This is a genomic window from Pseudarthrobacter sp. RHLT3-21, from assembly GCF_059383495.1.
This window is the reverse complement of record NZ_JBWZCI010000006.1, coordinates 172,518-193,353: the sequence shown is the minus strand read 5'-3', so window position 1 is coordinate 193,353 and position 20,836 is coordinate 172,518. Positions and strand designations below refer to the sequence as shown.

The 20,836-nt window shown below is 64.6% G+C and carries 23 protein-coding genes; 15 read left to right on the top strand and 8 right to left on the bottom strand.

The features are described from left to right. Positions 1 to 149: 149 nt before the first annotated feature. Positions 150 to 287: a hypothetical protein gene (locus tag AC50YA_RS09340; protein ID WP_494982006.1), complete on the top strand. Its 138-nt coding sequence runs from the start codon at positions 150 to 152 to the stop codon at positions 285 to 287. A gap of 46 nt (positions 288 to 333) precedes the next feature. After that, positions 334 to 1,029 carry a DUF2306 domain-containing protein gene (locus tag AC50YA_RS09335; RefSeq protein ID WP_494982005.1) on the top strand — a complete coding sequence of 232 codons (696 nt, stop codon included), beginning with the start codon at positions 334 to 336 and terminating at the stop codon, positions 1,027 to 1,029. 461 nt (positions 1,030 to 1,490) lie between these two features. On the opposite strand, the gene AC50YA_RS09330 is transcribed toward AC50YA_RS09335, so the two are convergent. Beyond that, positions 1,491 to 1,634, bottom strand: coding sequence for a hypothetical protein (locus tag AC50YA_RS09330; protein ID WP_156380336.1), 144 nt, complete (start codon positions 1,632 to 1,634; stop codon positions 1,491 to 1,493). Between the two features lie 141 nt (positions 1,635 to 1,775). Between AC50YA_RS09330 and AC50YA_RS09325 the strand changes: the two genes are divergently transcribed. Continuing rightward, entirely contained in the window at positions 1,776 to 4,439 is a 2,664-nt protein-coding gene (locus AC50YA_RS09325; RefSeq protein WP_494982004.1) for a PEP/pyruvate-binding domain-containing protein, read from the top strand. Positions 4,440 to 4,470: 31 nt separating this feature from the next. After that, the gene (locus tag AC50YA_RS09320; protein WP_494982003.1) at positions 4,471 to 5,067 is read left to right on the top strand and encodes a dihydrofolate reductase family protein; all 597 of its coding nucleotides are present in this window, start codon (positions 4,471 to 4,473) and stop codon (positions 5,065 to 5,067) included. Between the two features lie 70 nt (positions 5,068 to 5,137). Here the strand turns inward: AC50YA_RS09320 and AC50YA_RS09315 are convergent, their stop codons facing one another. After that, positions 5,138 to 6,460 (bottom strand): alpha-amylase family protein, encoded by a 1,323-nt coding sequence (locus AC50YA_RS09315; protein WP_494982002.1) that lies wholly within the window; start codon positions 6,458 to 6,460, stop codon positions 5,138 to 5,140. 236 nt (positions 6,461 to 6,696) lie between these two features. On the opposite strand from AC50YA_RS09315, the gene AC50YA_RS09310 reads away from it, so the two are divergent. Together AC50YA_RS09310 and AC50YA_RS09305 are read left to right on the top strand one after the other, a co-directional pair. Continuing rightward, positions 6,697 to 7,002 carry a hypothetical protein gene (locus AC50YA_RS09310; RefSeq protein ID WP_494982001.1) on the top strand — a complete coding sequence of 102 codons (306 nt, stop codon included), beginning with the start codon at positions 6,697 to 6,699 and terminating at the stop codon, positions 7,000 to 7,002. A 102-nt stretch (positions 7,003 to 7,104) separates the two neighbouring features. Beyond that, positions 7,105 to 7,542: a VOC family protein gene (locus AC50YA_RS09305; RefSeq protein ID WP_494982000.1), complete on the top strand. Its 438-nt coding sequence runs from the start codon at positions 7,105 to 7,107 to the stop codon at positions 7,540 to 7,542. Positions 7,543 to 7,636: 94 nt separating this feature from the next. On the opposite strand, the gene AC50YA_RS09300 is transcribed toward AC50YA_RS09305, so the two are convergent. From AC50YA_RS09300 to AC50YA_RS09290, 3 genes are all read right to left on the bottom strand, one after another. Next, a complete protein-coding gene (locus AC50YA_RS09300; RefSeq protein WP_494981999.1) occupies positions 7,637 to 8,140 on the bottom strand; it encodes a hypothetical protein in 504 nt (167 codons plus the stop codon). 214 nt (positions 8,141 to 8,354) lie between these two features. Beyond that, the gene (locus AC50YA_RS09295; RefSeq protein WP_494981998.1) at positions 8,355 to 8,507 is read right to left on the bottom strand and encodes an LPXTG cell wall anchor domain-containing protein; all 153 of its coding nucleotides are present in this window, start codon (positions 8,505 to 8,507) and stop codon (positions 8,355 to 8,357) included. A gap of 34 nt (positions 8,508 to 8,541) precedes the next feature. After that, a complete protein-coding gene (locus AC50YA_RS09290) occupies positions 8,542 to 8,946 on the bottom strand; it encodes a VOC family protein (RefSeq protein WP_494981997.1) in 405 nt (134 codons plus the stop codon). 198 nt (positions 8,947 to 9,144) lie between these two features. On the opposite strand from AC50YA_RS09290, the gene AC50YA_RS09285 reads away from it, so the two are divergent. From AC50YA_RS09285 to AC50YA_RS09275, 3 genes are all read left to right on the top strand, one after another. Next, positions 9,145 to 10,404, top strand: a complete 1,260-nt coding sequence (locus AC50YA_RS09285) for a serine/threonine-protein kinase (protein ID WP_494981996.1) — start codon at positions 9,145 to 9,147, stop codon at positions 10,402 to 10,404. Continuing rightward, positions 10,401 to 10,913 (top strand): hypothetical protein, encoded by a 513-nt coding sequence (locus AC50YA_RS09280; RefSeq protein WP_494981995.1) that lies wholly within the window; start codon positions 10,401 to 10,403, stop codon positions 10,911 to 10,913. The genes AC50YA_RS09285 and AC50YA_RS09280 overlap by 4 nt, the downstream gene beginning before the upstream one ends. 87 nt (positions 10,914 to 11,000) lie before the next feature. Then, positions 11,001 to 11,303, top strand: a complete 303-nt coding sequence (locus tag AC50YA_RS09275) for a hypothetical protein (protein ID WP_494981994.1) — start codon at positions 11,001 to 11,003, stop codon at positions 11,301 to 11,303. A gap of 74 nt (positions 11,304 to 11,377) precedes the next feature. Here AC50YA_RS09275 and AC50YA_RS09270 read toward each other — a convergent pair whose 3' ends face one another. Both AC50YA_RS09270 and AC50YA_RS09265 read right to left on the bottom strand, forming a co-directional pair. After that, complete coding sequence (locus AC50YA_RS09270; RefSeq protein ID WP_494981993.1) at positions 11,378 to 12,739, bottom strand: MFS transporter; 1,362 nt, start codon at positions 12,737 to 12,739, stop codon at positions 11,378 to 11,380. A gap of 45 nt (positions 12,740 to 12,784) precedes the next feature. Beyond that, positions 12,785 to 13,837 (bottom strand): Gfo/Idh/MocA family protein, encoded by a 1,053-nt coding sequence (locus AC50YA_RS09265; protein WP_494981992.1) that lies wholly within the window; start codon positions 13,835 to 13,837, stop codon positions 12,785 to 12,787. Positions 13,838 to 14,054: 217 nt separating this feature from the next. Here AC50YA_RS09265 and AC50YA_RS09260 point away from each other — a divergent pair, with 217 nt between their 5' ends. Then, positions 14,055 to 14,825 carry an IclR family transcriptional regulator gene (locus AC50YA_RS09260; RefSeq protein WP_494981991.1) on the top strand — a complete coding sequence of 257 codons (771 nt, stop codon included), beginning with the start codon at positions 14,055 to 14,057 and terminating at the stop codon, positions 14,823 to 14,825. A 171-nt stretch (positions 14,826 to 14,996) separates the two neighbouring features. On the opposite strand, the gene AC50YA_RS09255 is transcribed toward AC50YA_RS09260, so the two are convergent. Further along, on the bottom strand, positions 14,997 to 15,590 hold the full coding sequence (locus tag AC50YA_RS09255) for a nuclear transport factor 2 family protein (RefSeq protein WP_494981990.1): 594 nt from the start codon (positions 15,588 to 15,590) through the stop codon (positions 14,997 to 14,999). Between the two features lie 586 nt (positions 15,591 to 16,176). Between AC50YA_RS09255 and AC50YA_RS09250 the strand changes: the two genes are divergently transcribed. The 5 genes from AC50YA_RS09250 (at position 16,177) to AC50YA_RS09230 (ending at position 20,462) form a co-directional block, all read left to right on the top strand. Next, the gene (locus AC50YA_RS09250) at positions 16,177 to 16,881 is read left to right on the top strand and encodes an IclR family transcriptional regulator (RefSeq protein WP_494981989.1); all 705 of its coding nucleotides are present in this window, start codon (positions 16,177 to 16,179) and stop codon (positions 16,879 to 16,881) included. A gap of 154 nt (positions 16,882 to 17,035) precedes the next feature. After that, positions 17,036 to 17,491, top strand: coding sequence for a type II 3-dehydroquinate dehydratase (gene aroQ / locus AC50YA_RS09245; RefSeq protein WP_494981988.1), 456 nt, complete (start codon positions 17,036 to 17,038; stop codon positions 17,489 to 17,491). Between the two features lie 120 nt (positions 17,492 to 17,611). Next, a complete protein-coding gene (locus AC50YA_RS09240) occupies positions 17,612 to 18,496 on the top strand; it encodes a sugar phosphate isomerase/epimerase family protein (protein WP_494981987.1) in 885 nt (294 codons plus the stop codon). A 22-nt stretch (positions 18,497 to 18,518) separates the two neighbouring features. Continuing rightward, the gene (locus AC50YA_RS09235) at positions 18,519 to 19,388 is read left to right on the top strand and encodes a dioxygenase family protein (protein WP_494981986.1); all 870 of its coding nucleotides are present in this window, start codon (positions 18,519 to 18,521) and stop codon (positions 19,386 to 19,388) included. Between the two features lie 9 nt (positions 19,389 to 19,397). Beyond that, a complete protein-coding gene (locus tag AC50YA_RS09230) occupies positions 19,398 to 20,462 on the top strand; it encodes a maleylacetate reductase (RefSeq protein WP_494981985.1) in 1,065 nt (354 codons plus the stop codon). Positions 20,463 to 20,836 lie beyond the last annotated feature (374 nt).

Here is a 20,836-nt window from a genome sequence, read left to right as displayed (position 1 = left end):
GCTCGCTGCCGCGCACAGACAACAGCTGCCGCGAAAGGCCGGAAAGGCTCCCGCCTGCGGTCTCCAGGGTGCCGGCCGGCACCCCACCGGCGCGCCGCCGTCGTACGTCTGGCACAGCGACCCTCATTCCTATCGCTTCTTGGTACTAAGTGCAGTACCTTGGGCCGTACACCGTGCGGGAAGCGTGCTGCTGGGCACCGTTTATCCGGCCGCCGCAGACCTGGGACGAGGGATGGCGCCCGGTGCTGGACCTGCTGATGGAGGGACTCTGGGGGTTCCTGGACTGACCCAATCCCGGCGAGTGCGTGAGCGCACAGACCAGAGAGCGAACTCATGAAATCTGCAACCCTTCCGCGCTCCCGTCAAAACTCCCGGACCCGGTGGCTCGTGCCCGCCGCCCTGATCCTGCTCAGCCTCGTCCCGATCATCGCCGGGGCAGTGCGCCTGACCGATCTCACGGGAGGTCAGATTAGGCCGGATAACGCGCGGTTCTTCGATTCGCCGGTTCCCGTGCTGATCCACATACCCGCTGTCACCATCTACCTGGTGCTTGGGGCGTTTCAGTTCGTTCCCTCGCTTCGCCGGGGCAAGCGCGGCAAGGTCAGCTGGCACCGCATTGCCGGACGCATTCTTGTCCCCACCGGCCTGCTTGCCGCCCTGTCAGGTTTGTGGATGGCAGTCTTCTCCGATCTCCCGCCCCTGGACGGGACGCTGCTTCTTGTCCTTCGCCTGGTCTTCGGGTCGGCCATGGTTGCCTTCATAGTCCTGGGATTCATCGCGGTGAAACGCCGGAACTACGTCCGGCACAGTGAGTGGATGTCCCGGGCGTACGCCATCGGCATCGCCCAGGGAACCATCGTGGTGGTGACCATTCCCTGGATTCTTGTGGTGGGACCGGTGGACGAGCTGACCCGGGCGCTCCTGATCGGAGCATCGTGGGTCCTCAGCCTGGCGGTGGCCGAATACTTCATCCACCGGAGAGCCCAAAAACCCACACGAACGCCCCGCCCTTCCGTCCAGCCCGCTTAGGCCCGGCCGGAAGCCGACAGAAGTCGGAAGCGCCAGAATTAGTAAGTGCACTTACGGATTCGGATCTAAACTTAATCATGGACACGATCCCGGCGGTTTTCCTCGTCATCGGGGTAGCGTTCGCCTGGCTGGGCGTGACGCTTGTCGTTATCCTCCGGTCTCGGCACCGTAGGAGTGGATCGAGGCCGGTACATTCAGCGCATCCCACGGACCAGGCTCACCTCCGCACCGGCATGCGCTGGCGCCGCCTCCGCCGGATCGCGGACCAGACCACTGGAACTCCGGCGAGACGACGCAGCCTGAAAATCAGGAACGTCCGCCACTAAAGGCCTCCACCGGCAACCGCCCCTGGCACTTGTACCGGCCCCACAGTGACCTCCGCAAGAGGCTCGTGCGCGGAGGCGGTCATCGGCACCCGCTCAAGCGCCGCCGTCGTACTTCAACGGCCGTCCTCTGCGGCGTCAGGACACGCGGCGGAATTCCCCCGGCCGGAGCTGGACATGGATGGGCAGCACCAGCTGGATGTGGGTGTCGCCGATGGGCTTGTCGAGCAGCTCGTTGATGGAGGTCTGCCCTTCCAACTCGCTGTGCTGGTTTTTGCCCATGTATCGAGCTTATGCGCGCCACGGCGGGAGTGAATCCTAAGACACGGATGAGCTATGGCCTCTTGCATGCGGCAGTGCCAGTATGTGGAGAATCAGGTTCGCTGCAGGCGCCCCCAACCCGGGCAGTAAGGACGCGCGCTCATGACCTATGTGAACAGTTTGGGCGAGGTGGGACGCGGTGACATCGCCGTGGCCGGCGGCAAGGCCGTAGGATTGGGCGGCCTCATTCAGGCCGGGCTGCCCGTCCCCCCGGGGTTTGTGCTGACCACCGCAGCCTATTCGTATTTTGTGGATGCCAACCACCTCGAGGCCGGCATCCAGGAACTGGCAACCCTGTCGCCGCAGGCCGCGCCGCAGGACTACGAGGACGCCTCGGAGCGGATCCGGACCCTGTTCACGGCTTGCACCATGCCGGCCGTCATCGCAGCAGAACTCGCCGCTGCCTACGGGCGTCTCGACGACGGGGACACGGCCGTTGCGGTGCGTTCCTCCGCCACGGCGGAGGACCTCGCCGAGGCCAGCTTCGCCGGGCAACAGGAAGCGTACCTGAACGTCCGCGGGTCCGGGGCGCTGTCCGCGGCCGTGATTGATTGCTGGGCTTCCCTGTGGACGGCGCGTGCCATGGCCTACCGGGCCCGTGAAGGCATCGGACCGGACGCGGCGCGCCTCGCCGTCGTGGTCCAGAGGATGGTCGAGGCCGAGGCAGCCGGGGTCATGTTCACCGCCAACCCGGCCAACGGGCGCCGCGACCAGATCGCGATCAGCGCCGCGTGGGGCCTGGGCGAGTCCGTGGTCAGCGGAACGGTCACCACGGATGACGTAATGGTCGACGCCGGGACGGGCACCGTGGCGTCGCGGCGGACAGCTGACAAGGAAGTCATGACCGTCTACGCGGAGCACGGAACCCGGGAGGAGCCGGTGGCGGCAGCCCGCCGTCGTGCGCCCGTACTGGATGACAGGGCGGCAGCCGAGCTGGCCGGCTACGGCAAACGGATTGCGGATCATTTCGGGACACCGCAGGACATCGAGTGGGCGCGGGCCGGTGACCAGTTCTTCATCCTGCAATCCCGGCCCATCACAGCGCTGCCCGAACCGGCGGCTGACACCCCTGATACGTGGCCTGTGCCGTATCCGAAGGGCCTCTACTTCCGGGCGAGCATCGTGGAACAGTTGCCCGACCCGCTCTCGCCGCTGTTTGCCGACCTCATTGACGGCTCGGTGTCCAGGTCGCTGCGAGCCTTGATGAACGAGCCCGTCGGCACGAACGTCATCCGCGAGGACGACGTGGGACTGCCCACCATCAACGGCTACGCCTATTACTACTACCGCACCTCGGGGATGTGGCGGGTGATGGGCAAGGCGCTGACGGCTGTACGCGCGCTGGCCCGCGGCAAGGCGCACATGGGAGTGGCCGGCTGGCGCGAATTTTCGCATCCCCGCTACGAACGGGTGATCAAGGACTGGCAGGCGAAGCCCGTCGCGGAGCTCACCGGTGCGGAACTGCTGGCGGGTGTGCAGGCGCTGCTGGACGCCGGCACCGTGTACTACACAGCCGTGCAGTCAGTCATTCCGCTCGCCGCAACCAGCGAAATCTCCTTCCGGGCGTACTACGACAAGTTCGTCCGGCGCGACGGAGATCCCCCCGCCCTGACGTTCATCCTCGGCTTCGACAGCGAACCCATCCGGGCGGAGAAGTCGCTGTACGGCCTGGCAGCCTGGGCCCGCAGTGTCCCCGGGCTCGCCTCTGCGATCCTCCATGAACCGACGACGGCGGCGGCCGAGTCCCAGCGCACCGGTTTCCCGCCTGCCGGGTTCGATGAGAAACTGTGGCAGCTATGGCGTCCCCGCTTCCAGGACCACCTGGACCGGTTCGGCCATGCGGTCTACAACCTGGACTTCGCCAGCCCGGTTCCGGCCGACGATCCGTCAGCGCTGCTGGAGGCGGTCAAGTTCTATCTGTGGGGGCAAGGTGCTGACCCGCACGAGCGGCAGCGGCTGTCCTCCGCCCGCAGGGAGGACGAAACCAGCCGGATCAGCACCCGGCTCGGGCCGCGCCGCCGGGCCGCGTTCCTCCGTTTGCTCCGGTGGGCACAGACCACCGCCCCGATCCGCGAGGACGCCCTGGCCGACGTCGGCCTGGCGTGGCCGCTGCTGCGGCGGATGCTGCTCGAACTCGGACAGCGGCTGGTGGACTCCGCCGTCATCGCCGAGCCCGCCGACGTGTTCTGGCTGCGGCACCGGGAGCTGCGCAGCGCCGTCGAGTTCGGCCTGGCCGCGCCGGGAGCCTCGGCGGTGGCAATTGCCGGCGCCGGACGGCCTGTCCGCGCCGCCGCCGTCGAGGAGCGCAGGATGCTCTGGCGGGGCCAGGTGAGGGCCGCTGCCCCGCAAATGCTCCCGGAGAGCCGGTGGATGGACAAGGCCTTCGGGTCAATGATGCCCGCAGGCTCGCAGCACCAACTCGGCGACATCATCAAGGGCACCGGCGCGAGCGCGGGCCGAGTCACCGCTCCGGCCCGCGTCCTGCGGGGGCCCCAGGATTTCGCCCTGATGGAACCCGGAGAGGTCCTCGTGGCCCGCATCACCACTCCCGCCTGGACCTCGCTGTTCGCGATGGCCTCCGCCGTGGTGACCGACGTCGGCGGGCCGTTAAGCCACAGCTCCATCGTGGCCCGGGAGTACGGCATCCCGGCCGTGCTGGGCACCGGTGTGGCCACCCAGCGGCTGACCAGCGGCCAGCAGATCCGCGTGGATGGCGACGCCGGCACCGTCACGGTCGAGCAGCCGAGCCCTACTCAGGGGCCGTGACCTGACGCCTGCCCGGTGGCATGATGGGCGCATGAGCCGAGTCACGTGCGACCTGACCATCTCCCTTGACGGATTCCTCGCCGGCCCGAACCAAAGCCCGGCGGACCCCCTGGGCGAGGGCGGAGAGCTCCTGCACCGGTGGATGTTCGAAGAACCCGAGGCCAACTCCGCAGCGATCGAAGGCATCCTCGCGGCCGGCGCTTTCATCATGGGACGGAACATGTTCGCAGGGCCCGGCCACGGGGCGTGGGCTGCGGACTGGCGGGGATGGTGGGGCGAGGAGCCGCCCTACCACGCACCGGTGTTCGTGCTGACCCACCATCCACGCGGACCCCTGAAGATGCAGGGCGGCACCACGTTCAACTTCGTGAACGATGGGATCGAATCCGCGCTGGCCCAGGCGCGGGAGGCCGCCGGCAGCAAGGACGTGGCCATTGCCGGCGGCGCGCAGACCGTCCAGCAGTACCTTTCGGCGGGGCTGATCGACGAGCTGCGGCTCCACACCGCGCCCATCATCCTGGGAGCCGGCGAACGGCTGCTCGACGGCGTCGCGAACCTCACGCTGGAGCCGACCGAGGTGAGCGGCACCAGCCTCGTCACCCACGTCCGCTACCGGGTGATCCGCTGAAAAGCTGACGCTCGATCTGCATCAGACGCACCCGTAAATAACGTAGACAGAGCGTCCTCTCGCAGCTGGCTTAGCCCAGGACGGCCCACCCCCGCGGCGGCACCAGGACGGCGTTCGCACCGACATCGACGGTCGCCTGTCCGGCGACGACGGACGTGGCGCCCGTGGCGCTGATCCGCTGGGTGTCGTGCGAGAGGTTCAGTGCGACCACGAGCGCATCGGTGTCAACCGCGATGCGGTATGCAAGCACCTCGTTGGAGAGCTGGAGCACGTCCGTGGTCGCACGGTGCAGCCATGGGTTCCGTCTCCGCACCCCGACGAGCTCCTGGTGCACGGCGAAGATGGGTCCTCCCACGGCCGAGAGCTGGTCGGGGGAGGAGGGGAAGAGCGGCCTCACGTCGTCGTCGCCCCCTGCCCTGTCCTTCTTGACGCCCCTGTAGCCCTGCTCGTCGCCGTAGTAGATGGACGGCGTTCCGCCGACCGTGAGCAGGACGACGACGGCGTGCGGCACGAGTGCTGTATCGGTGAGCTTGCTCGCGATGCGGGTGACGTCGTGGTTGCCGATGAAGGTCAACGGTGCGTAGGAGCCCAGGAGCGCGTTGTGTCGTTCGAATGCGGCCGCGAGTTCGAAGAAGTTCGCGTCGTTGAGCGAACTCCAGACAGCCTTCCATAGCTCGTATTGCGTGGCGGAATCGAGTCCGCCGGACCGGACCTCCGCCGCATAGTCGCCGTGGATGTACTCGCCCACGAAGTACGCGTCCGAATGGGATGACCGGACGCGCGCGGTGACCGGGGCCCAGAACGACGACGGGACGGCATAGGCGGCGTCGAGTCGCCAGCCGTCCGCACCCCGGCGCAGCCAGTACTCCATGACGTCCACGACGAAATCGGCGACGGCCGGCTCGTCATGGTTGAGCGCCACGAGGTGGTGGTGGCCCTCGAAGTCGCGGTACGCGGGTTCGACGCCGGGAGCGGCACCGTCGGGCCACTCCAGCGAGAACCAGGAGGCGGTGTCCGCCTCCTGCCCGCGTGCGAGGACATCCTGGAACGGCGCGAAGGAGCGCCCGGTGTGGTTGAAGACGCCGTCGAGCAGTATGCGCAGTCCGCGACGGTGTGCCTCGGCCACCAAGGTGTCGAAGTCCTGCTCGGATCCGAGCCGGGGATCGATCCGGAAGTAATCCGTGGTGTCGTACCCGTGCGTCTCCGACGCGAAGATGGGGCCGAGGGCCAGCCCCGACGCCCCGAGTTCCACCGCGTAGTCGAGCCACGGGACAAGGTCCAGCAACCGGTGGTCAGCGGCGGGTTCCGGCGTGGCGGTCTTCTCCGCGCCGACGAAGCCGAGGGGATAGACCTGCCACCAGATGGCGTGCTGGACCCAGCCAGGTTCGTTCATGGCGATGATGCCCTTCCGTCCGTTCCCGGCCACCCGGGAAGGGCGGCAGGCTGGCCCGGGCGGGGCCGGCGTCCCGTCTAGCCTATATCGACCAGGAGGTGGCCCCTGGTGGTGAGCTGCTGGACTTCAATGGGCTCGAGGAACGCCCGTCGGTCCCAGTTCAGCGTCGGGCCCTACCGGGATGACGTTGGACGGCCTATCGTGGTTCTGTCATATCACGAGGGAAAGGAACTAAAATGTTCACCCTGCAAATAAGCTATCCGGTCCGGGACTACGGGGCATGGAAAGAGGTCTTCGACAGAGATCCCGCGGGCCGCGCCGCCTCGGGCGCCCGGTCTGTCCGGGTGTTCCAGGATTCAGACGACCAGAACAGCGTGACCGTGCTCCTTGACTTCGACAACAAGGAAGCTGCGACCGTCTTTCTGGAGCGGCTGCGCAGCCAGGTGTGGGATAAACCGGAGGTGATAGGGCAACTGATGTCGGCGCCGCCGTCAGCCAGGATTCTGGAGGAGGTGGCCCGCGAGGGTCAGGCCGCGGGCTGACCGCTTCGAATCCGGTGGCCCCTCCTCGGCAGGATGAGGTAGCCGCAACTTCATGCCTGCCGCTACTGGAGCTATTGGGCCCGGCTCGGTAACGTGCAACGCATGGCCATCAAATTTGAGAACGTCGGCATCGCCGTTCGCGACCTCGAAGCAACGATCTCCTTTTTCACAGACCTCGGTCTCACGGTCGTCGGCCGTGACACGGTCAGTGGCGAGTGGACCGAGACTGCCGTCGGCCTTGACGGCAACCACGCCAAAATAGCGATGCTCCAAACGCCAGACGGTCACGGTCGCCTTGAGCTCTTCGAGTACATTCACCCCGAAGCGATCGAGTCGGAGCCCACTCGTCCCAACGAGATTGGCATGCACCGCGTCGCGTTCTCAGTCGACGACATGGACAACGCCTTGGAGATAGCCGCGAGGCACGGCTGCCGTCCGCTTCGGGGGGTGGCGACCTATCAGGACGTCTACAAGCTCACCTACGTCCGCGGCCCCAGCGGCATCATCGTGATGCTCGCCCAGGAACTCAAGAAAAACTGAGGGCCGGATCGGCGCAGTTCAGCATTTGTTGCCAGGCCTCAGGGCTTCACGTCTGCCCGCTGGGCCTGTCCAGTGGGCACGGGCTGGACTCACATTAGCGAAAGGGAAGCTCTGTGCCCTGTTGGAAAGGCAACACTCCTTGTGCGGGGGTCATGGTGAACCAGTCGCCGCCCTGCTTGGTCGCAAAAATGATGACTCTCTGATTGGGATCGAGCGGATCGCCGTCCTGGTAGGACTCGATTCCAGTGCAGGTCGGGGGCATGGAGGAGATGCGGAGGTTCCCATCTCCGGGGTCCCCGTTGAGTACCTGCTCGACTTCAACTAGGTGGGTCGTGGCCTTGTGACCGTAAATGCTGGTCTCACCGGCCCGGCTTACAGACTTTCCGATGAGCACCACGCCGGCCTTGTCGTATTGGCCTTGAGGGGTCTCGAACCGGACCCAGTCAACGCACGCGAAGGGACCACCGCTTGGAACGAGGCTGCCGGTAGAACCAAGGATTGAGCTGATGGGCATCGGGAGTTGTTGGGTGAAGCGGAGCTGGTGGAGTTCGGCGTGGGTTCCGCAGTTCCCGGTCCGCCCGTCATCTTGTCGCCGCATGATGTCAGCAGCATGGTGAGAAACAGGTAGGGAACTATGCATTGCCACAACCGACTGCGTGTCATTGTGCTCCCTCATAAGTGGACGCTGATCCGCGCACTGAGACGAACTGCCCGTCGTCGGGGCCGCTTAATGTCCCGTCGGCGCGAGAGCAGCCGAACACCCGGATTGCCCACCCCTTTCGAGGTAGGTCCGTATGGCCTAATCCCCTTGGTCAGGCGTTGGCCTTCCGCTTGACCCAGCCCCACACGCCCGTAGCGACGAACAGGACGAGGCCGATGATTGCCAGCCAAATGAGGCCCTTCACGGCAAAGCCCACGATCGAAAGGACAAGCCAGATGACTAGAAGCGCAATTATTAGTCCCATAGCGGCATCCTACGCCCCCGCCGGATCCGGGAGTCTATGACGCGGACTCGTTCAGGTGGGCATCCCTGACGTCCGATGGTGTTGCGCCCTGAATAACCCAGCGGTTGCCATCCGGGTCGGCAAAGTACGAGAATTGCACTCCGCCCATGTCCTGTATTTCGCTGACATCGGCGCCCCGGCGGACGAGCTCGGCACGGACCGCGCCAATGTCGGGTACGACAAGCTGCAGCCCCTCGAGGCTGCCGGGCGTCATACTCGTCATTCCTGTACCGATGACTATCGAGGCGGCCGAACCTGGCGGCGTCAGCTGCACCACTCGCATTCCAGGGATGTGCTCCACATCGTGGTCAAGGACAAAGCCCAGCTTCTCCGTATAGAACGATTTCGACGTGTCGACATCGGCCACCGGTACTTGGACAACTTCAAGGCGCATCTCCATGCGCCTCACAGTACCGCCGCCGGATGTACTTCCGCGAGAGCCTGGCGCCAATGCATGGACTGGCGGAAAGCCTTTCAACGACCCCTTTCAGACCTGCGGACGTGGTGACGGTGATTGGGCCTCCCCCGGAGTGGCCAATATAGTAAGTTGCCTTATGATTTAGGTACACATTGCCGCAGCGCACCGGAAGGAACGGGTATGTTGGCGGAATCGCCGAGCTCCATCAGAATTGACGTGGGTGCTGGACGTTACCGGCTGGGTGAGGTGATCGGCCGCGGCGGCATGTCGTCCGTCTACCGTGCAAGGGATAAGAATCTGGGTCGGGACGTGGCCTTGAAGCTCTTCGCACCCCAGGCCCCCGATGCAGACGAGTTGAAACGACAGGCAGCTGAAATCACGCTGCTGGCGACGCTGAACCATCCCAGCCTCGTGACATTGTTCGATGTCGGCGTCGACGCACGCATCCCGGACGAGCCCCGGCCTTTCCTGACGATGGAACTGGTCGAGGGGCAGGATCTGCGCAGCCGAATCAGGCACAGTGAAGTCCCCTTGGACGAGCTCGCCGTCATAGGAGCCGGCATCGCTGACGCACTGGCCTACGTCCACGGCCTCGGCATCCTCCACCGCGATATCAAGCCGGGCAACATCCTCTTGGTGCAGACCCGGCCCGGGGAGCCACTGCGGGCCAAGCTCGCAGACTTCGGCATAGCACGAATCGCCGACTCAACACGCCTGACCGTTACTGGAGCCATGGTGGGCACCGCGGCGTACCTCAGCCCCGAGCAGGCCATGGGCTCCACGCTCACCCCTGCCACAGACATCTATTCGCTGGGGCTGGTCCTGCTCGAATGCATCAAGCAGAGGATGGAGTACCCCGGCAGCGCAGTCGAATCTGCCGTGGCGAGGCTGCACCGCGCGCCCAAAATTCCGGCGGATCTCCCTGCCGAGTGGGCCGACCTGATCCGCTCGATGACAACAATCGAGCCGCTGGAACGCCCCACAGCGGCGGACATCGAGACGGCGCTGCGGCGGGCCCTTGTTTCGCCGACATCCACTCCCGGCGAACTTGCACCGGAAACCACGCGTGTACTGCCGGCCATGCCGTTCAGGACGCCGTCCGTCACAGCAGAATCGCCCTCCCCTGATCTGCCGGCCAGGCCAACCAACGCAAGTCCCGACGGCGGGTATTCCGCCACCGCCGCCCAGTCCAGGCTGGCGCCTGGTGCCGATCAGCCCAGCGGCCCCCGGGGAACGCGCCGACGGCGGTCATCCCGGGCGGGACAGAAGGTGCGGCTCTGGGTGGTGGCCATCCCCGTCGTTCTCGCACTGGCGGGCGGGGCCGCGGCACTGACAGCGGGCCAGGCGCCAGAGTCCACATCCGGCGTCGTGCCTTACCCTGCGGTGAGCGGCACGCTGGGTGACCACCTTCAGGAACTTCAAAAGAGTGTGGAACCATGACCCGCTTCCATTCCACGGGCCAGCGCACCGGAGCACGGGGAGCTGGTTTTGCCGCCACCTTGGTGCTGGCGGCCTCGCTCGCCGGCTGCGGCCCGGCCGATACCGGCATGCAGCGCGACTCTGCCCACCAGCTCCAGGAACTCGTGCTCGGCGTGAGCCAGGCAGCGGCCGCAAACGATCACACGGCCGCGCTCAAGACCTTGGATAGCCTGGAAGCGGACGTGGCGACTGCAGCCGGCAGCGGCCGGATTTCCGAGGAACGGCGCCGGAGCATCATGACCAGCACCACCGCCGTCAGGGCCGACCTCAATGCCGCCGTAGAAGCCGCCGCAGCGGCAGCGAAAGCAGCTGAAGAAGCAGTGGCTGCCGCGGCAGAAGCGGAGAAGACCAAGGCCGACGCGGAAGCCGCCGCGCAGGCCGCCCAGAAAAACACTGCGCCCGTCGTGCCGGCACCAGCCCCGGAACAGGGAAAAGGCGCCGAGGGCAAAGGCAGAAACAAGGACGGCTGACCTGGGAAGGGCACCAGCGCCAGGCCAGCCAGGGATCGCCTTGCGGATCGTCCCAGGGATGAAGAGCGCGACTGGAGGAGCAAGGACGTGGCCATTGCCGGAGGAGCGCAGACAGTCCAGCAATACCTATCGGTGGGGCTGATGGACGAGCGGCACCTTCACACCGCGCCCATGATCCTGGTACCGGGCGAGCTGCTCGACGGCGTCGCGAACCTCAAGCTTGAACCGACGGAAGTGCGCGGTACCAGCCTCGTCACCCACCAGCGCTACCGGGTGACGAGGCTGGATCTCGTCAAGTTTCTCTGCCGTCAGCCCTGCAGCACCGAATTGATTTCCGCCGTGGAGCACCCCAGTTATTCAGGCCCACGTTGGCTTGGGTCCACACCCTAGAGCACGGTGGCCGTCGCAGCAAGGATACGGCGCTCCCCCTTCCGGACCCATGCGGGATGCCTCCCCGCCCGGCCTCAGCCGCGCGCACCGGTGAGCGCATGGTTGCTCTTGAGGTCTGCGGCGTCTTCGATGTCCTGCAGGGTCAACTTGGCGGTTTCCCTGGCCGTGGAGGCGGCGATAGCAGCGATGACGCAGGCAATGAGTACCATGGCCGCGACCGGGACCCAACCACTTGTGCCGGGCCCGGCGATGGCGGCGGCGATGATGGGGGCGAAGCCGGCGATGGCGAAGCCGATCTGGGTGCCGATGGCCATGCCTGAGAGGCGGACGCGGGTGGGGAACATTTCAGAGTAGAAGGCCGGGAAGATGCCGTTCTGGGCCTGGTAGACGATGCCGGACATCAGGATTGCGACGATGAAGATCAGGAAGAAGTTCCCGCCGGAGAGCACGGCGAGGTAGAGGAACATCAGCATGCCGCTGCCCAGGACACCGAAGATGTAGACGGGCTTGCGGCCGATGCGGTCGGCGAGCATGGCCCAGAGCGGGATTGAGGCCAGGGCGACGAGGTTGGTGGCGACGCCGACCCACAGCATCGTTGACCGGTCCAGATGCACGGTGTTGACCGCGAAGGACAGGGCGTAAACACCGAAGATGGTGCTGACGGTGGAGACCAGGGCCGAGAGGGCGACCCGCAGGACGCTGACCTTATGGTCCCGGAACAGCACGGCCAGGGGCATCTTGGGTTCTTCATGGTGCTCTGTCTCCTGCTTGAAGGCAGGGGTTTCATCCAGCTTGCGGCGGATGATCAGACCGGCGACGACGACGATGAAGCTGAGCCAGAACGGTACCCGCCAGCCCCAGCTGAGCAGCTGGTCCTCGGGAAGGGCTGCGATCGGCAAGAAAGCGGCCGTCGCGAGGACGGATCCGAACTGGGTACCGGAGAGCGTGAAGCTGGTGAAGAAAGCCCGGCGGTTATCCGGGGAGTGTTCCAAGGACATGGACGTCGCGCCGGACTGCTCACCGGAGGCAGAGAGGCCTTGGAGCAGCCGGAGTACCACCAGGAGGATCGGCGCCCACACGCCGACTTGGTCGTAGGTGGGCAGGCAACCGACCAGGAACGTCGCGATGCCCATCAGCATGACGGTACCGATGAGGACCTTCTTGCGGCCGTACCGGTCACCGATGTGGCCCATGACGAAGGCGCCAACTGGACGGGCCACGTAGCCCACGCCGAACGTTCCCAGCGCCAGCAGCGTGCCGGTGGCCGGATCGTTTGTCGGGAAAAAGACCTTGCTGAAGACCAGGGCTGCCGCGGTGCCGTAGATGAAGAAGTCGTAGTACTCCAGGGCGCTGCCGATCCAGCTGGCCAGCGCCGCCCGCCGGGGCGTCTTGACCGGTGCGGGAGCTGCAGGGCTGATATTCGGTGTTTCTGTCATGATTTTTCCTTAGGTGACGTCGTTGTCGGATGATGCTGTTGTTCGTCAGGCCGGGAAGGATTCGACGGCTACTGTGCCGCCGGTGGCAGCTGCTTCGGCGATGGCCATCGTGACGCGCAGCGTCTGCATGCCGTCGTAGCCGGTGACCAGCGGCGGAGTCTCGCCGTGGATGACGGTGATGAAATGCTCCAGCTGCCGCACCAAGGGATCGGCCCGCTCTACTTCGGCTGTCGAGACGTCGAAAGGCTCCCACCAGGACGGTGTGCCGGCGTAGGTTTTCAGACGCATGGTCGGGACGGCCAGGGACCCCTTGGTCCCGGCAATGACGTAACAGTCCTCATCGCCGTACGTCGGATAGCTCTTGTTCTCCTGCGATGTCAGTTCCCAGGACCTGGCCGAGGCGGCCGCGTCGGAGAGCAGAAAGGAACCCAAGGCGCCGCTGGTGAACCGCAGAGTGATCGCGACCGTGTCCTCGACCGCAAAGCCGCGGGTCCGGTTGGACGAGGTGGCCTGGACGCTTTCGATCTCGCCGCACAGTGCGCGGAGGTTATCAACTTCGTGGACCATGTTGATCAGGATCGGGCCGCCGCCGGCCTCGCGGCGCCACGGTGCTGCGTCGAAGTAGTTGTCGGGTTTGTAGAACATGGCGGTTCCCGTCACTGCGACGAGCTGCCCGAGCGTGCCGTCGTCGATGAGCCTGCTGGCAGCGGCCAGCAGCGGGCTGTGGCGTCGGTGGTGGCCGACCAGCAGCGGGACGCCGTGGCTCTCGGCGGCATCGACCAGGCGCTTGGCGTCTTCCACCGAATCCGCGAGGGGCTTTTCCACCAGGACGGGAACTCCTGCCTCAATGCAGGCCAGTCCGCCGGAGACGTGCATGCTGTTGGGGGTGGCCAGAACGACGGCATCGGGGCGGTCCGCGGCGAACAGGTCCTCAAGGGAGGCGTAGAGTTCCACGCCTCTCTCCCGGGCCAGATCGGCAGCTGCCGGTGACGGATCGATGATGGCCGAGAGTTTCGCGTCCCTGCTTTGGGTGATGATCTCGATGTGCCGCCGGCCAATCAGGCCGGCGCCAGCAACGGCAATACGGACTGCGCTCATGGGTATTCCTCCAGAAAAACTTCAAGTAAAAGGGGGCGCCGCCGGGTTCGCCCCTTCGTTGGGGGATCTCCGCCGTAAACGCTAAGCAGAACCGATATGCAACCACATCATGAGAGTTACTTATGCAGTATGAAAAGTATGGATGTGATGTGGATTACTGTCAACTACTTTTTTTCATAAGGCAGTAGTAACTCTCATAATATGAGAGTATTGGTTCATGACGGTCAAGAATGAGTCAAAGACGGACATGCTGAGCAAGGGCCTCCACCTGCTCCTCCTGCTGGGTGATGCCCCGAAAGGGGCCAGGACAGCCGATCTGGCGCGGTTGGCGGACCTGCCTTTTAATACGACCTATCGCCTGCTGAAGGGCCTGACCAAGGAGGGTTTTGCCCACTACGAACCCGAAGGGCGCCTGTATCACCTGGGCCTGCAAATCTTCCAGCTCGGCCAGCGAGTTTCCCACGCACACGGCTTCGCTGGCGTAGCTCAGCCGATCCTTGAAAAGGTGACGGCGCAAACCTTGGAGGCCACCATAATGGCCGTACAGTACGGAATGCACCAGTTGACGGTCAGCAAAGTCGACGGCCCCCACGCCTTCCGCCTCACTAGCGATGCCGGCCACCAGGGACCACTGCACTCCACCGCTCTCGGAAAAGTCCTCGTCGCCTTCGCCGACGAAGATGAATCCGAACGTCTCATCAGTGAATTGGAACTGACGCCTTGCACGGAACACACCATCACGGACCGGGACACATTCAGACGTGAAATAGAAAAAGTCCGCGCACAGGGCTTCGCCGCCATGGACGAAGAGAATGAGCTCGGCATGCACGCCATCGCAGTGCCTGTCCTCGCCCAGGGGAGGCGGGCAATTGCCGCTGTCGCCACTGCGGCACCGGTGTTCCGGCTCACCATGGACGGCCTTGAGGCCCACCTGCCGAGTCTGCGCCAAGCGGCCGACGAACTGGCTGTACGGCTGCCGCAGCTCTGATCCCACTGAATCCGGGAGAGATGACGGCGGCCAGCTACAGCCAGCCCTCACCGGTGGGTAAATGTTCCGAGATGGATATCTCTGGCCAGTCGAGGCGAACTCCCCCGCACTTGCTCGGCTGCCCCGCCGCTTGCCTGTGCCGGACCGGAACGACCGGCACAGACAGAAGTGCTACTGGCCGTTGAGCCAGCGGGATCCGCGTTCGTACAGGTTTTCGACGGCGGGTCCGGTCAGGCCCGGCATGTCCTTTTTGACCGGGTAGCCGATGCGGGACTGGGCGTAGGCCAGGTGCCGGTATCCGGCGGGGAACTCGGCAAGCAGCTCCGGATCCAGCTCGGGGGTCTCCCCTGGTGCCACGGTGAGGATGCGGTCGGCTTCGTAGATAGGTTGGCGCAGGACGACTTTCCATTCGCCGTTCTGCTTTTCCATGAAGTCATAGAACCTGCCGGTGCAGATGATGTCGCATGTGACACCTTCGACGTCGGCGCGCTGGGTAATGGTCATTTTGGTTTGGGCAATGGCCCGGTGGGCTGTCACGTCGATGGAGCTGCCACCCAGGAAGTGCAGGATGCTAACACCTTTGTTCCAGCCGTCGATGCTGGCCAGGATGAAGTCCTCGGCCGGTCCCTGCATCCACGTCGCCATCATCTCGCCTTCGGGCGCCCACACCGTGCGGAACCGATCCCAATCTCCGGAGTCACGCCAAAGCGCCCAGTTCTCGATGACTTCCCTGATGCGCAGCCTTTCGAGCAGTTGTTCCTCCACGGCAGTACTCCCTTGTCTCTTGGATCGTTTTTGCGTATGTCAGAATGCGGGCAGACCCGGAGGACGGATTCCCCAGGTTCACTCAGAACCTTGGAATCAGGACCGCGCCAAGGGGCGAATTACTGCCCGGGTATCGCCTTGGGACGAGCGGCTGAGGGGCCGGTCCGGATTGGCCACCGCCCTGCGAGATCATCTGCGGAAATGCTCGCGTCGGTGCGTGCACGAGCGACTCTGCCACTGGTCCCAGTATGCGGGCTTCAGAGGAACGTAACCAGCGATCATTTCCGCTCAGCGGAAGGCGGTGAACGACCTGCTGAGTCAGTTCCCGGGTTGGGGGCTTCGCGCGCCTCTGCAGTCCGCCGCGTGATTGTGTCGAAACCGTCCACGGACCAGGTGAACAGCCGCGCGCCTAACGCGGCAGCGGCGTTGTCGCCGCAGGGTACTCCGGGCTACTCCTACTAATTGAAGTCACCTCGCCCTTAGAATCAGCTACGATCGAGGTGATTTTCCGATAAGCGGAAATGGGGGGTGAGCAGCCATTATGAGCGGAAGTTCCGAGCCGGGGCGCAGCACGGCAAGCCGGATCGTGGCGCTGCTTGATGCCTTCACCCGCGAGCAGCCCGCCCCTAGCTTGAGTGAAATTTCCCGATCCAGTCGACTGGCTGTGGCCACAACCCACCGGCTGCTGGCCGAACTCGTGCAAAGTGGAATCCTGCAGCGTCGCGCGGACTCCCGCTACCAGGTGGGTCTGAAGCTGTGGCAGATCGGTGCCTTGGCGCCCGGCTATCGTGATCTGCGGACGCTGGCGCTGCCGTTCATGGAGGATCTCTATGCGGCCACACGTCAGAACGTGCAGCTGGCTGTGCGCGACGATGACAAGGTGCTGTATCTCGAGAAACTAAGCGGTGCCGGCTCCGTCAGCTCGATCACCGAAGTCGCCGGCAGGTTACCGCTGCACGCCACGGGCGTCGGGAAGGTCATTCTTGCATTCTCCGAACCGGAGCTCCTGGACCGAATCATCGAGGAAGGGCTGACGCGCTACACCTCCCACACCATAACGGATCCAAAAATCCTCGCCAGGAGCCTGAAACAGGTGCGGGCAACACAATTGGGTTATTCACGGGAAGAGATGACTGTCGGTGCGGCGTCCGTCGCTGCACCGATCTTCGGCCCTGAAATGGGCCTGGAAGGATCGCTCGCCGTCGTTGTTCCGTCCTCCACAAGTCTTCCGCATCTCGCCAGTGCCGTTCGGACAGCCGCAAACGGAATCACCCGGCAACTCACTCAGTAGACTTTCGGCGATTTCCGCTCAGCGGAAATGATCACTAGATAGGTATTACTGAAGCCCGCATACTGGGATACATGGCAGAGCCGCCGAGAATCGAGGCGGCTGCGGCCGGGGCTGACCGCCGCCCCTAGTCTCGATTCTTCAGAAAGTGAGGGACATGAAAACTGTCCTTGTGCTCAATGGCCCCAACCTGAATCTCCTGGGGACACGCAAGCCGGAAGTGTACGGAACGACCACCCTCGCCGAGGTTGAGGACCTGTGCCGCGCAGAAGCGGAAACAGTCGGGCTGGAAGTAATCTTTCGCCAGTCAAATCATGAGGGCGAACTTATCGACTGGCTGCACGAATGCGGCGCCGCCGTGAAGTCAGGGACATCCATCGGTGCCGTCTTCAACCCCGGCGCTTACACACACACGTCCATAGCGCTCCACGATGCAATCGAAGGAGCCAGCGTCCCGGTAGTGGAACTCCACATCGCCAACGTACACAGCCGCGAAGAATACCGGCATCACTCATTCATCTCTCCGGTAGCGCGAATGGTCATCATTGGTGCCGGAGTCACGGGGTACGCACTTGCCATTAACGGACTAAACCGCCTTTCCACGCTCGACTGATCCAAGAATCACGCTGTGGACCCTCTGGCCCGTCAAACGGGGACCACACGCGCGACTGATCCCCAATCAGAAAAACCTCATGGGCGGCCCGGGCTGCCTGTCAACATCAAAGGGACATCCATGCCATCCGATACAACCACCCCAGCATCTGATCAGGCACTCAACACGGGCCGGATCCTGTCGCTGGCCCACTTGTCTGTCGTCGATGCCCACCCGCTGGAGCTTATCGACGCGGCAGCGGCAGGCGGATTCAACGCCATCGGGCTGCGGATCGTGCCTCCCATGCCTACCGACAGCATCATCCCCGTCGTGGGCGACGAGCAGCTGATCCGGGACATCATCCGGAAAAAAGAGGACAGCGGTATCCGCGTCCTGGACACAGAAGCGATCTGGCTCACTCCGGATACCATCCCGGCGGCCCTGGAGGAAGTCTTCGAGGTCTCTGCACGGCTGGGCGCCACCAACGTGCTGATCGTGGGCAATGACCCGGAGGAAGGCAGGCAACTGGAAAACTACATCAGTCTCTGCGACATGGCGGCGCGGTTCGGGTTGACCGCTGCCCTTGAGTTCATCCCCTATTGCGTCACTGGCACCCTCGAGGCCGCCCAGAGGCTGGTCCTTGGAACCGAACGTCCCAACGCGAAGTTCCTCATCGATGTCCTGCACCTGATGAGGTCCGGCGGGGGCCCTGACAGCCTCCGGACCCTCGTCCCGGAAGCGTTCGCCTACTGCCAGTTGGCGGACCTGTCCGGACCCCGGCCCGCGGACACCGCAGCCCTGCGACAGGAAGCACGTACCGACCGCCTTTGCCCTGGCCAAGGAGATGCTCCGCTGGCCGCGATCCTGGATGCGCTCCCTGCCGGCCTGCCGCTGGGCGTGGAAGCGCCCGTCCGTGCACATGCCCATCTCCCGGTGGTCGAACGCGGCCGCCTCCTGGGCGAAGCCACGCGGGCGTTCCTGGACAGCTACGACAATTCGACCGCCCCCGCACCCTCCAACCGCTAACCCCCTTCAGGAAGACGAGACCATGGCAACGAACGTTGACGCCGACACCCTCACATCGGAAGTGCTGCAAAGCTTCGCCTCAACCCCTGATGACCGGCTGAAGCAGATACTGGGTAGCCTGACGACCCACCTGCACGCCTTCGTCCGGGACGTCGCCCCGTCCATCCAGGAGTGGGAGCAGGCCATCGACTTCCTCACCATGACCGGAAAGACCTGCACCGATGTGAGGCAGGAATTCATCCTGCTCTCCGACGTCCTCGGCGTCTCCATGCTCGTCGAGACCATCAACGGACAGGAGACCCCCGAAGCAACCGACTCGACCGTTCTAGGGCCCTTCCACATGGTCGAATCCCCGGCCCGGGAACTCGGCGACGACATCTCCCCCGAAAGCCAGGGACCGCGCTGTGTCGTCAGCGGCAGGATCGTCTCGATCCACGGGACCCCCATCCCGAACGCGGAGATCGACATCTGGCAGGCCGATACCAAGGGTTTCTACGACGTTCAGCAGCCTGGCATCCAGAGCGTCGGCAACGGCCGGGCACTGCTGCGCTCGGACTCCGAGGGCCGGTTCCATTTCCGCAGCGTCGTGCCGATGTACTACCCCATCCCCACTGACGGCCCTGTCGGGGAACTCCTGCTGGCCACCGACCGCCGCCCCTACCGTCCGGCCCACATCCACTTTCTCGTCGCGGCACCCGGCTACCGGGAACTGACCACGCACATCTTCATCGGAGGCAGCGACTACATCGATTCCGATGCCGTTTTCGCCGTCAAGGGGTCCCTGATCAAGGCCTTCACCGATAACCCGGACCCCGATGAAGCGGCCCGGTACGGGGTCCAAAGCCCCTTCCGGCACGGCCGCTTCGATATCGTCCTGCACCCCGAATCTTAGGAGACCTCCATGTCCACCCCGTTTTTCTATGAAGCACTGCCAATGCGTGTCAGCTTCGGCGCCGGATACCGGTCTAAGCTGGCCGATGAAGTGAACAAACTGGGCCTCAAACGGGTCCTTGTCCTCGCCACGGAATTCCAGGCCGACCTCGCACGCGAGATCTCCGACTCCCTGGGCGAGCTCAGCGTGGGCGTCTATGCCAAGGCCGAAATGCACGTCCCCATCGAAACCGCCCGAGATGCCCAGCGGATCGCCACCGAAGCCGGAGCCGACGGCTGCGTCGCCGTCGGCGGCGGCTCCACCACCGGCCTCGGCAAGGCCATCGCCTTGGAATACGGCACCCCAATCATCGCCCTGCCCACCACTTACGCCGGCTCCGAAATGACGCCGATCTGGGGACTGACGGCCGGCAATGTGAAGAAAACCGGCCGCGACCCTCGCGTTCTGCCCACCAGCGTCATCTACGACCCGGAACTGACCCTCTCCCTCCCGGGCGGCATGTCAGTCACCAGCGGATTCAATGCCATCGCCCACGCGGTTGAAGCCCTCTATGCCCCTGACGGTTCGCCCATCATCTCCCTGATGGCAGAAGAAGGCGCCCGCGCCCTGATCACGGCCCTGCCGAACATCGTCGAGGATCCCCAAAACATCAAGCACCGCAGCGACGCGCTTTACGGCGCGTGGCTTTGCGGAGCGACGCTTGGTGCCACGACCATGTCCCTGCATCACAAGCTCTGCCACACCTTGGGCGGCACGTTCAACCTTCCCCACGCCGAAACCCACACCGTCGTTCTTCCCTATGCCCTCGCCTACAACGCCCACTCCGCTCCCGGCGCCATTGAGGCGCTCCGGCGGGCCACCGGAGCTGAAGACCCGGCAACCCACCTGCGCGAACTCAGCCTCAAACTGGGCGCCCCCGCCTCACTGCGGGAGCTCGGGCTCACCGAAGAAAATGTAGAAACTGCCGTCGATCTCGCAACCCGCAACCCCTACGCCAACCCGCGCGAAATCACCCCCGAAGGCATCCGCAGGCTGCTCACCGCAGCGCTGAACGGCCACCCAGTCACCGCATAACCAAACGCACTTGCAGCTGCACCTCGAAGAACTGACGCTCACGTTCGGGGCGTCCGCGTCCGCTACGATCCCGGACGACACAGATGTCGCCTAAATTGGCGCGTGATCACTCGACGGATCATGACCTGGGAATCCCCGATGGCACCTGCTTCCGGCCTACGTCACGTCCTTGGGCAGGATGCTCCTTGCTGCCCTCCCTCCCGGGCAGCCGAAGTAATACACCGCGGAGATCCGACCCGCTCACACCACCCCGGGCCGTCGGCACTGTGAAGGAACTTCGGGCCGTCCTGGACACAGTGCTCGCCGGGAAGTGTTACAGGGGTTGGGTTTCGGGCTAATCCGACATAGGATTGGTTCACCGGTCTGCCATTAGA

Excerpts from the sequence above, each read along its gene's own strand:
- AC50YA_RS09300 (WP_494981999.1), bottom strand. The coding sequence starts at position 8,140 with ATGCGGCGACAAGATGACGGGCGGACCGGGAACTGCGGAACCCACGCC.
- AC50YA_RS09265 (WP_494981992.1), bottom strand. The coding sequence starts at position 13,837 with ATGAGCGCAGTCCGTATTGCCGTTGCTGGCGCCGGCCTGATTGGCCGG.
- AC50YA_RS09320 (WP_494982003.1), top strand. The coding sequence starts at position 4,471 with ATGAGCCGAGTCACGTGCGACCTGACCATCTCCCTTGACGGATTCCTC.
- AC50YA_RS09315 (WP_494982002.1), bottom strand. The coding sequence starts at position 6,460 with ATGAACGAACCTGGCTGGGTCCAGCACGCCATCTGGTGGCAGGTCTAT.
- aroQ (WP_494981988.1), top strand. The coding sequence starts at position 17,036 with ATGAAAACTGTCCTTGTGCTCAATGGCCCCAACCTGAATCTCCTGGGG.
- AC50YA_RS09270 (WP_494981993.1), bottom strand. The coding sequence starts at position 12,739 with ATGACAGAAACACCGAATATCAGCCCTGCAGCTCCCGCACCGGTCAAG.
- AC50YA_RS09325 (WP_494982004.1), top strand. The coding sequence starts at position 1,776 with ATGACCTATGTGAACAGTTTGGGCGAGGTGGGACGCGGTGACATCGCC.
- AC50YA_RS09305 (WP_494982000.1), top strand. The coding sequence starts at position 7,105 with ATGGCCATCAAATTTGAGAACGTCGGCATCGCCGTTCGCGACCTCGAA.
- AC50YA_RS09295 (WP_494981998.1), bottom strand. The coding sequence starts at position 8,507 with ATGGGACTAATAATTGCGCTTCTAGTCATCTGGCTTGTCCTTTCGATC.
- AC50YA_RS09230 (WP_494981985.1), top strand. The coding sequence starts at position 19,398 with ATGTCCACCCCGTTTTTCTATGAAGCACTGCCAATGCGTGTCAGCTTC.
- AC50YA_RS09280 (WP_494981995.1), top strand. The coding sequence starts at position 10,401 with ATGACCCGCTTCCATTCCACGGGCCAGCGCACCGGAGCACGGGGAGCT.
- AC50YA_RS09290 (WP_494981997.1), bottom strand. The coding sequence starts at position 8,946 with ATGGAGATGCGCCTTGAAGTTGTCCAAGTACCGGTGGCCGATGTCGAC.
- AC50YA_RS09260 (WP_494981991.1), top strand. The coding sequence starts at position 14,055 with ATGACGGTCAAGAATGAGTCAAAGACGGACATGCTGAGCAAGGGCCTC.
- AC50YA_RS09330 (WP_156380336.1), bottom strand. The coding sequence starts at position 1,634 with ATGGGCAAAAACCAGCACAGCGAGTTGGAAGGGCAGACCTCCATCAAC.
- AC50YA_RS09240 (WP_494981987.1), top strand. The coding sequence starts at position 17,612 with ATGCCATCCGATACAACCACCCCAGCATCTGATCAGGCACTCAACACG.
- AC50YA_RS09310 (WP_494982001.1), top strand. The coding sequence starts at position 6,697 with ATGTTCACCCTGCAAATAAGCTATCCGGTCCGGGACTACGGGGCATGG.
- AC50YA_RS09335 (WP_494982005.1), top strand. The coding sequence starts at position 334 with ATGAAATCTGCAACCCTTCCGCGCTCCCGTCAAAACTCCCGGACCCGG.
- AC50YA_RS09285 (WP_494981996.1), top strand. The coding sequence starts at position 9,145 with ATGTTGGCGGAATCGCCGAGCTCCATCAGAATTGACGTGGGTGCTGGA.
- AC50YA_RS09235 (WP_494981986.1), top strand. The coding sequence starts at position 18,519 with ATGGCAACGAACGTTGACGCCGACACCCTCACATCGGAAGTGCTGCAA.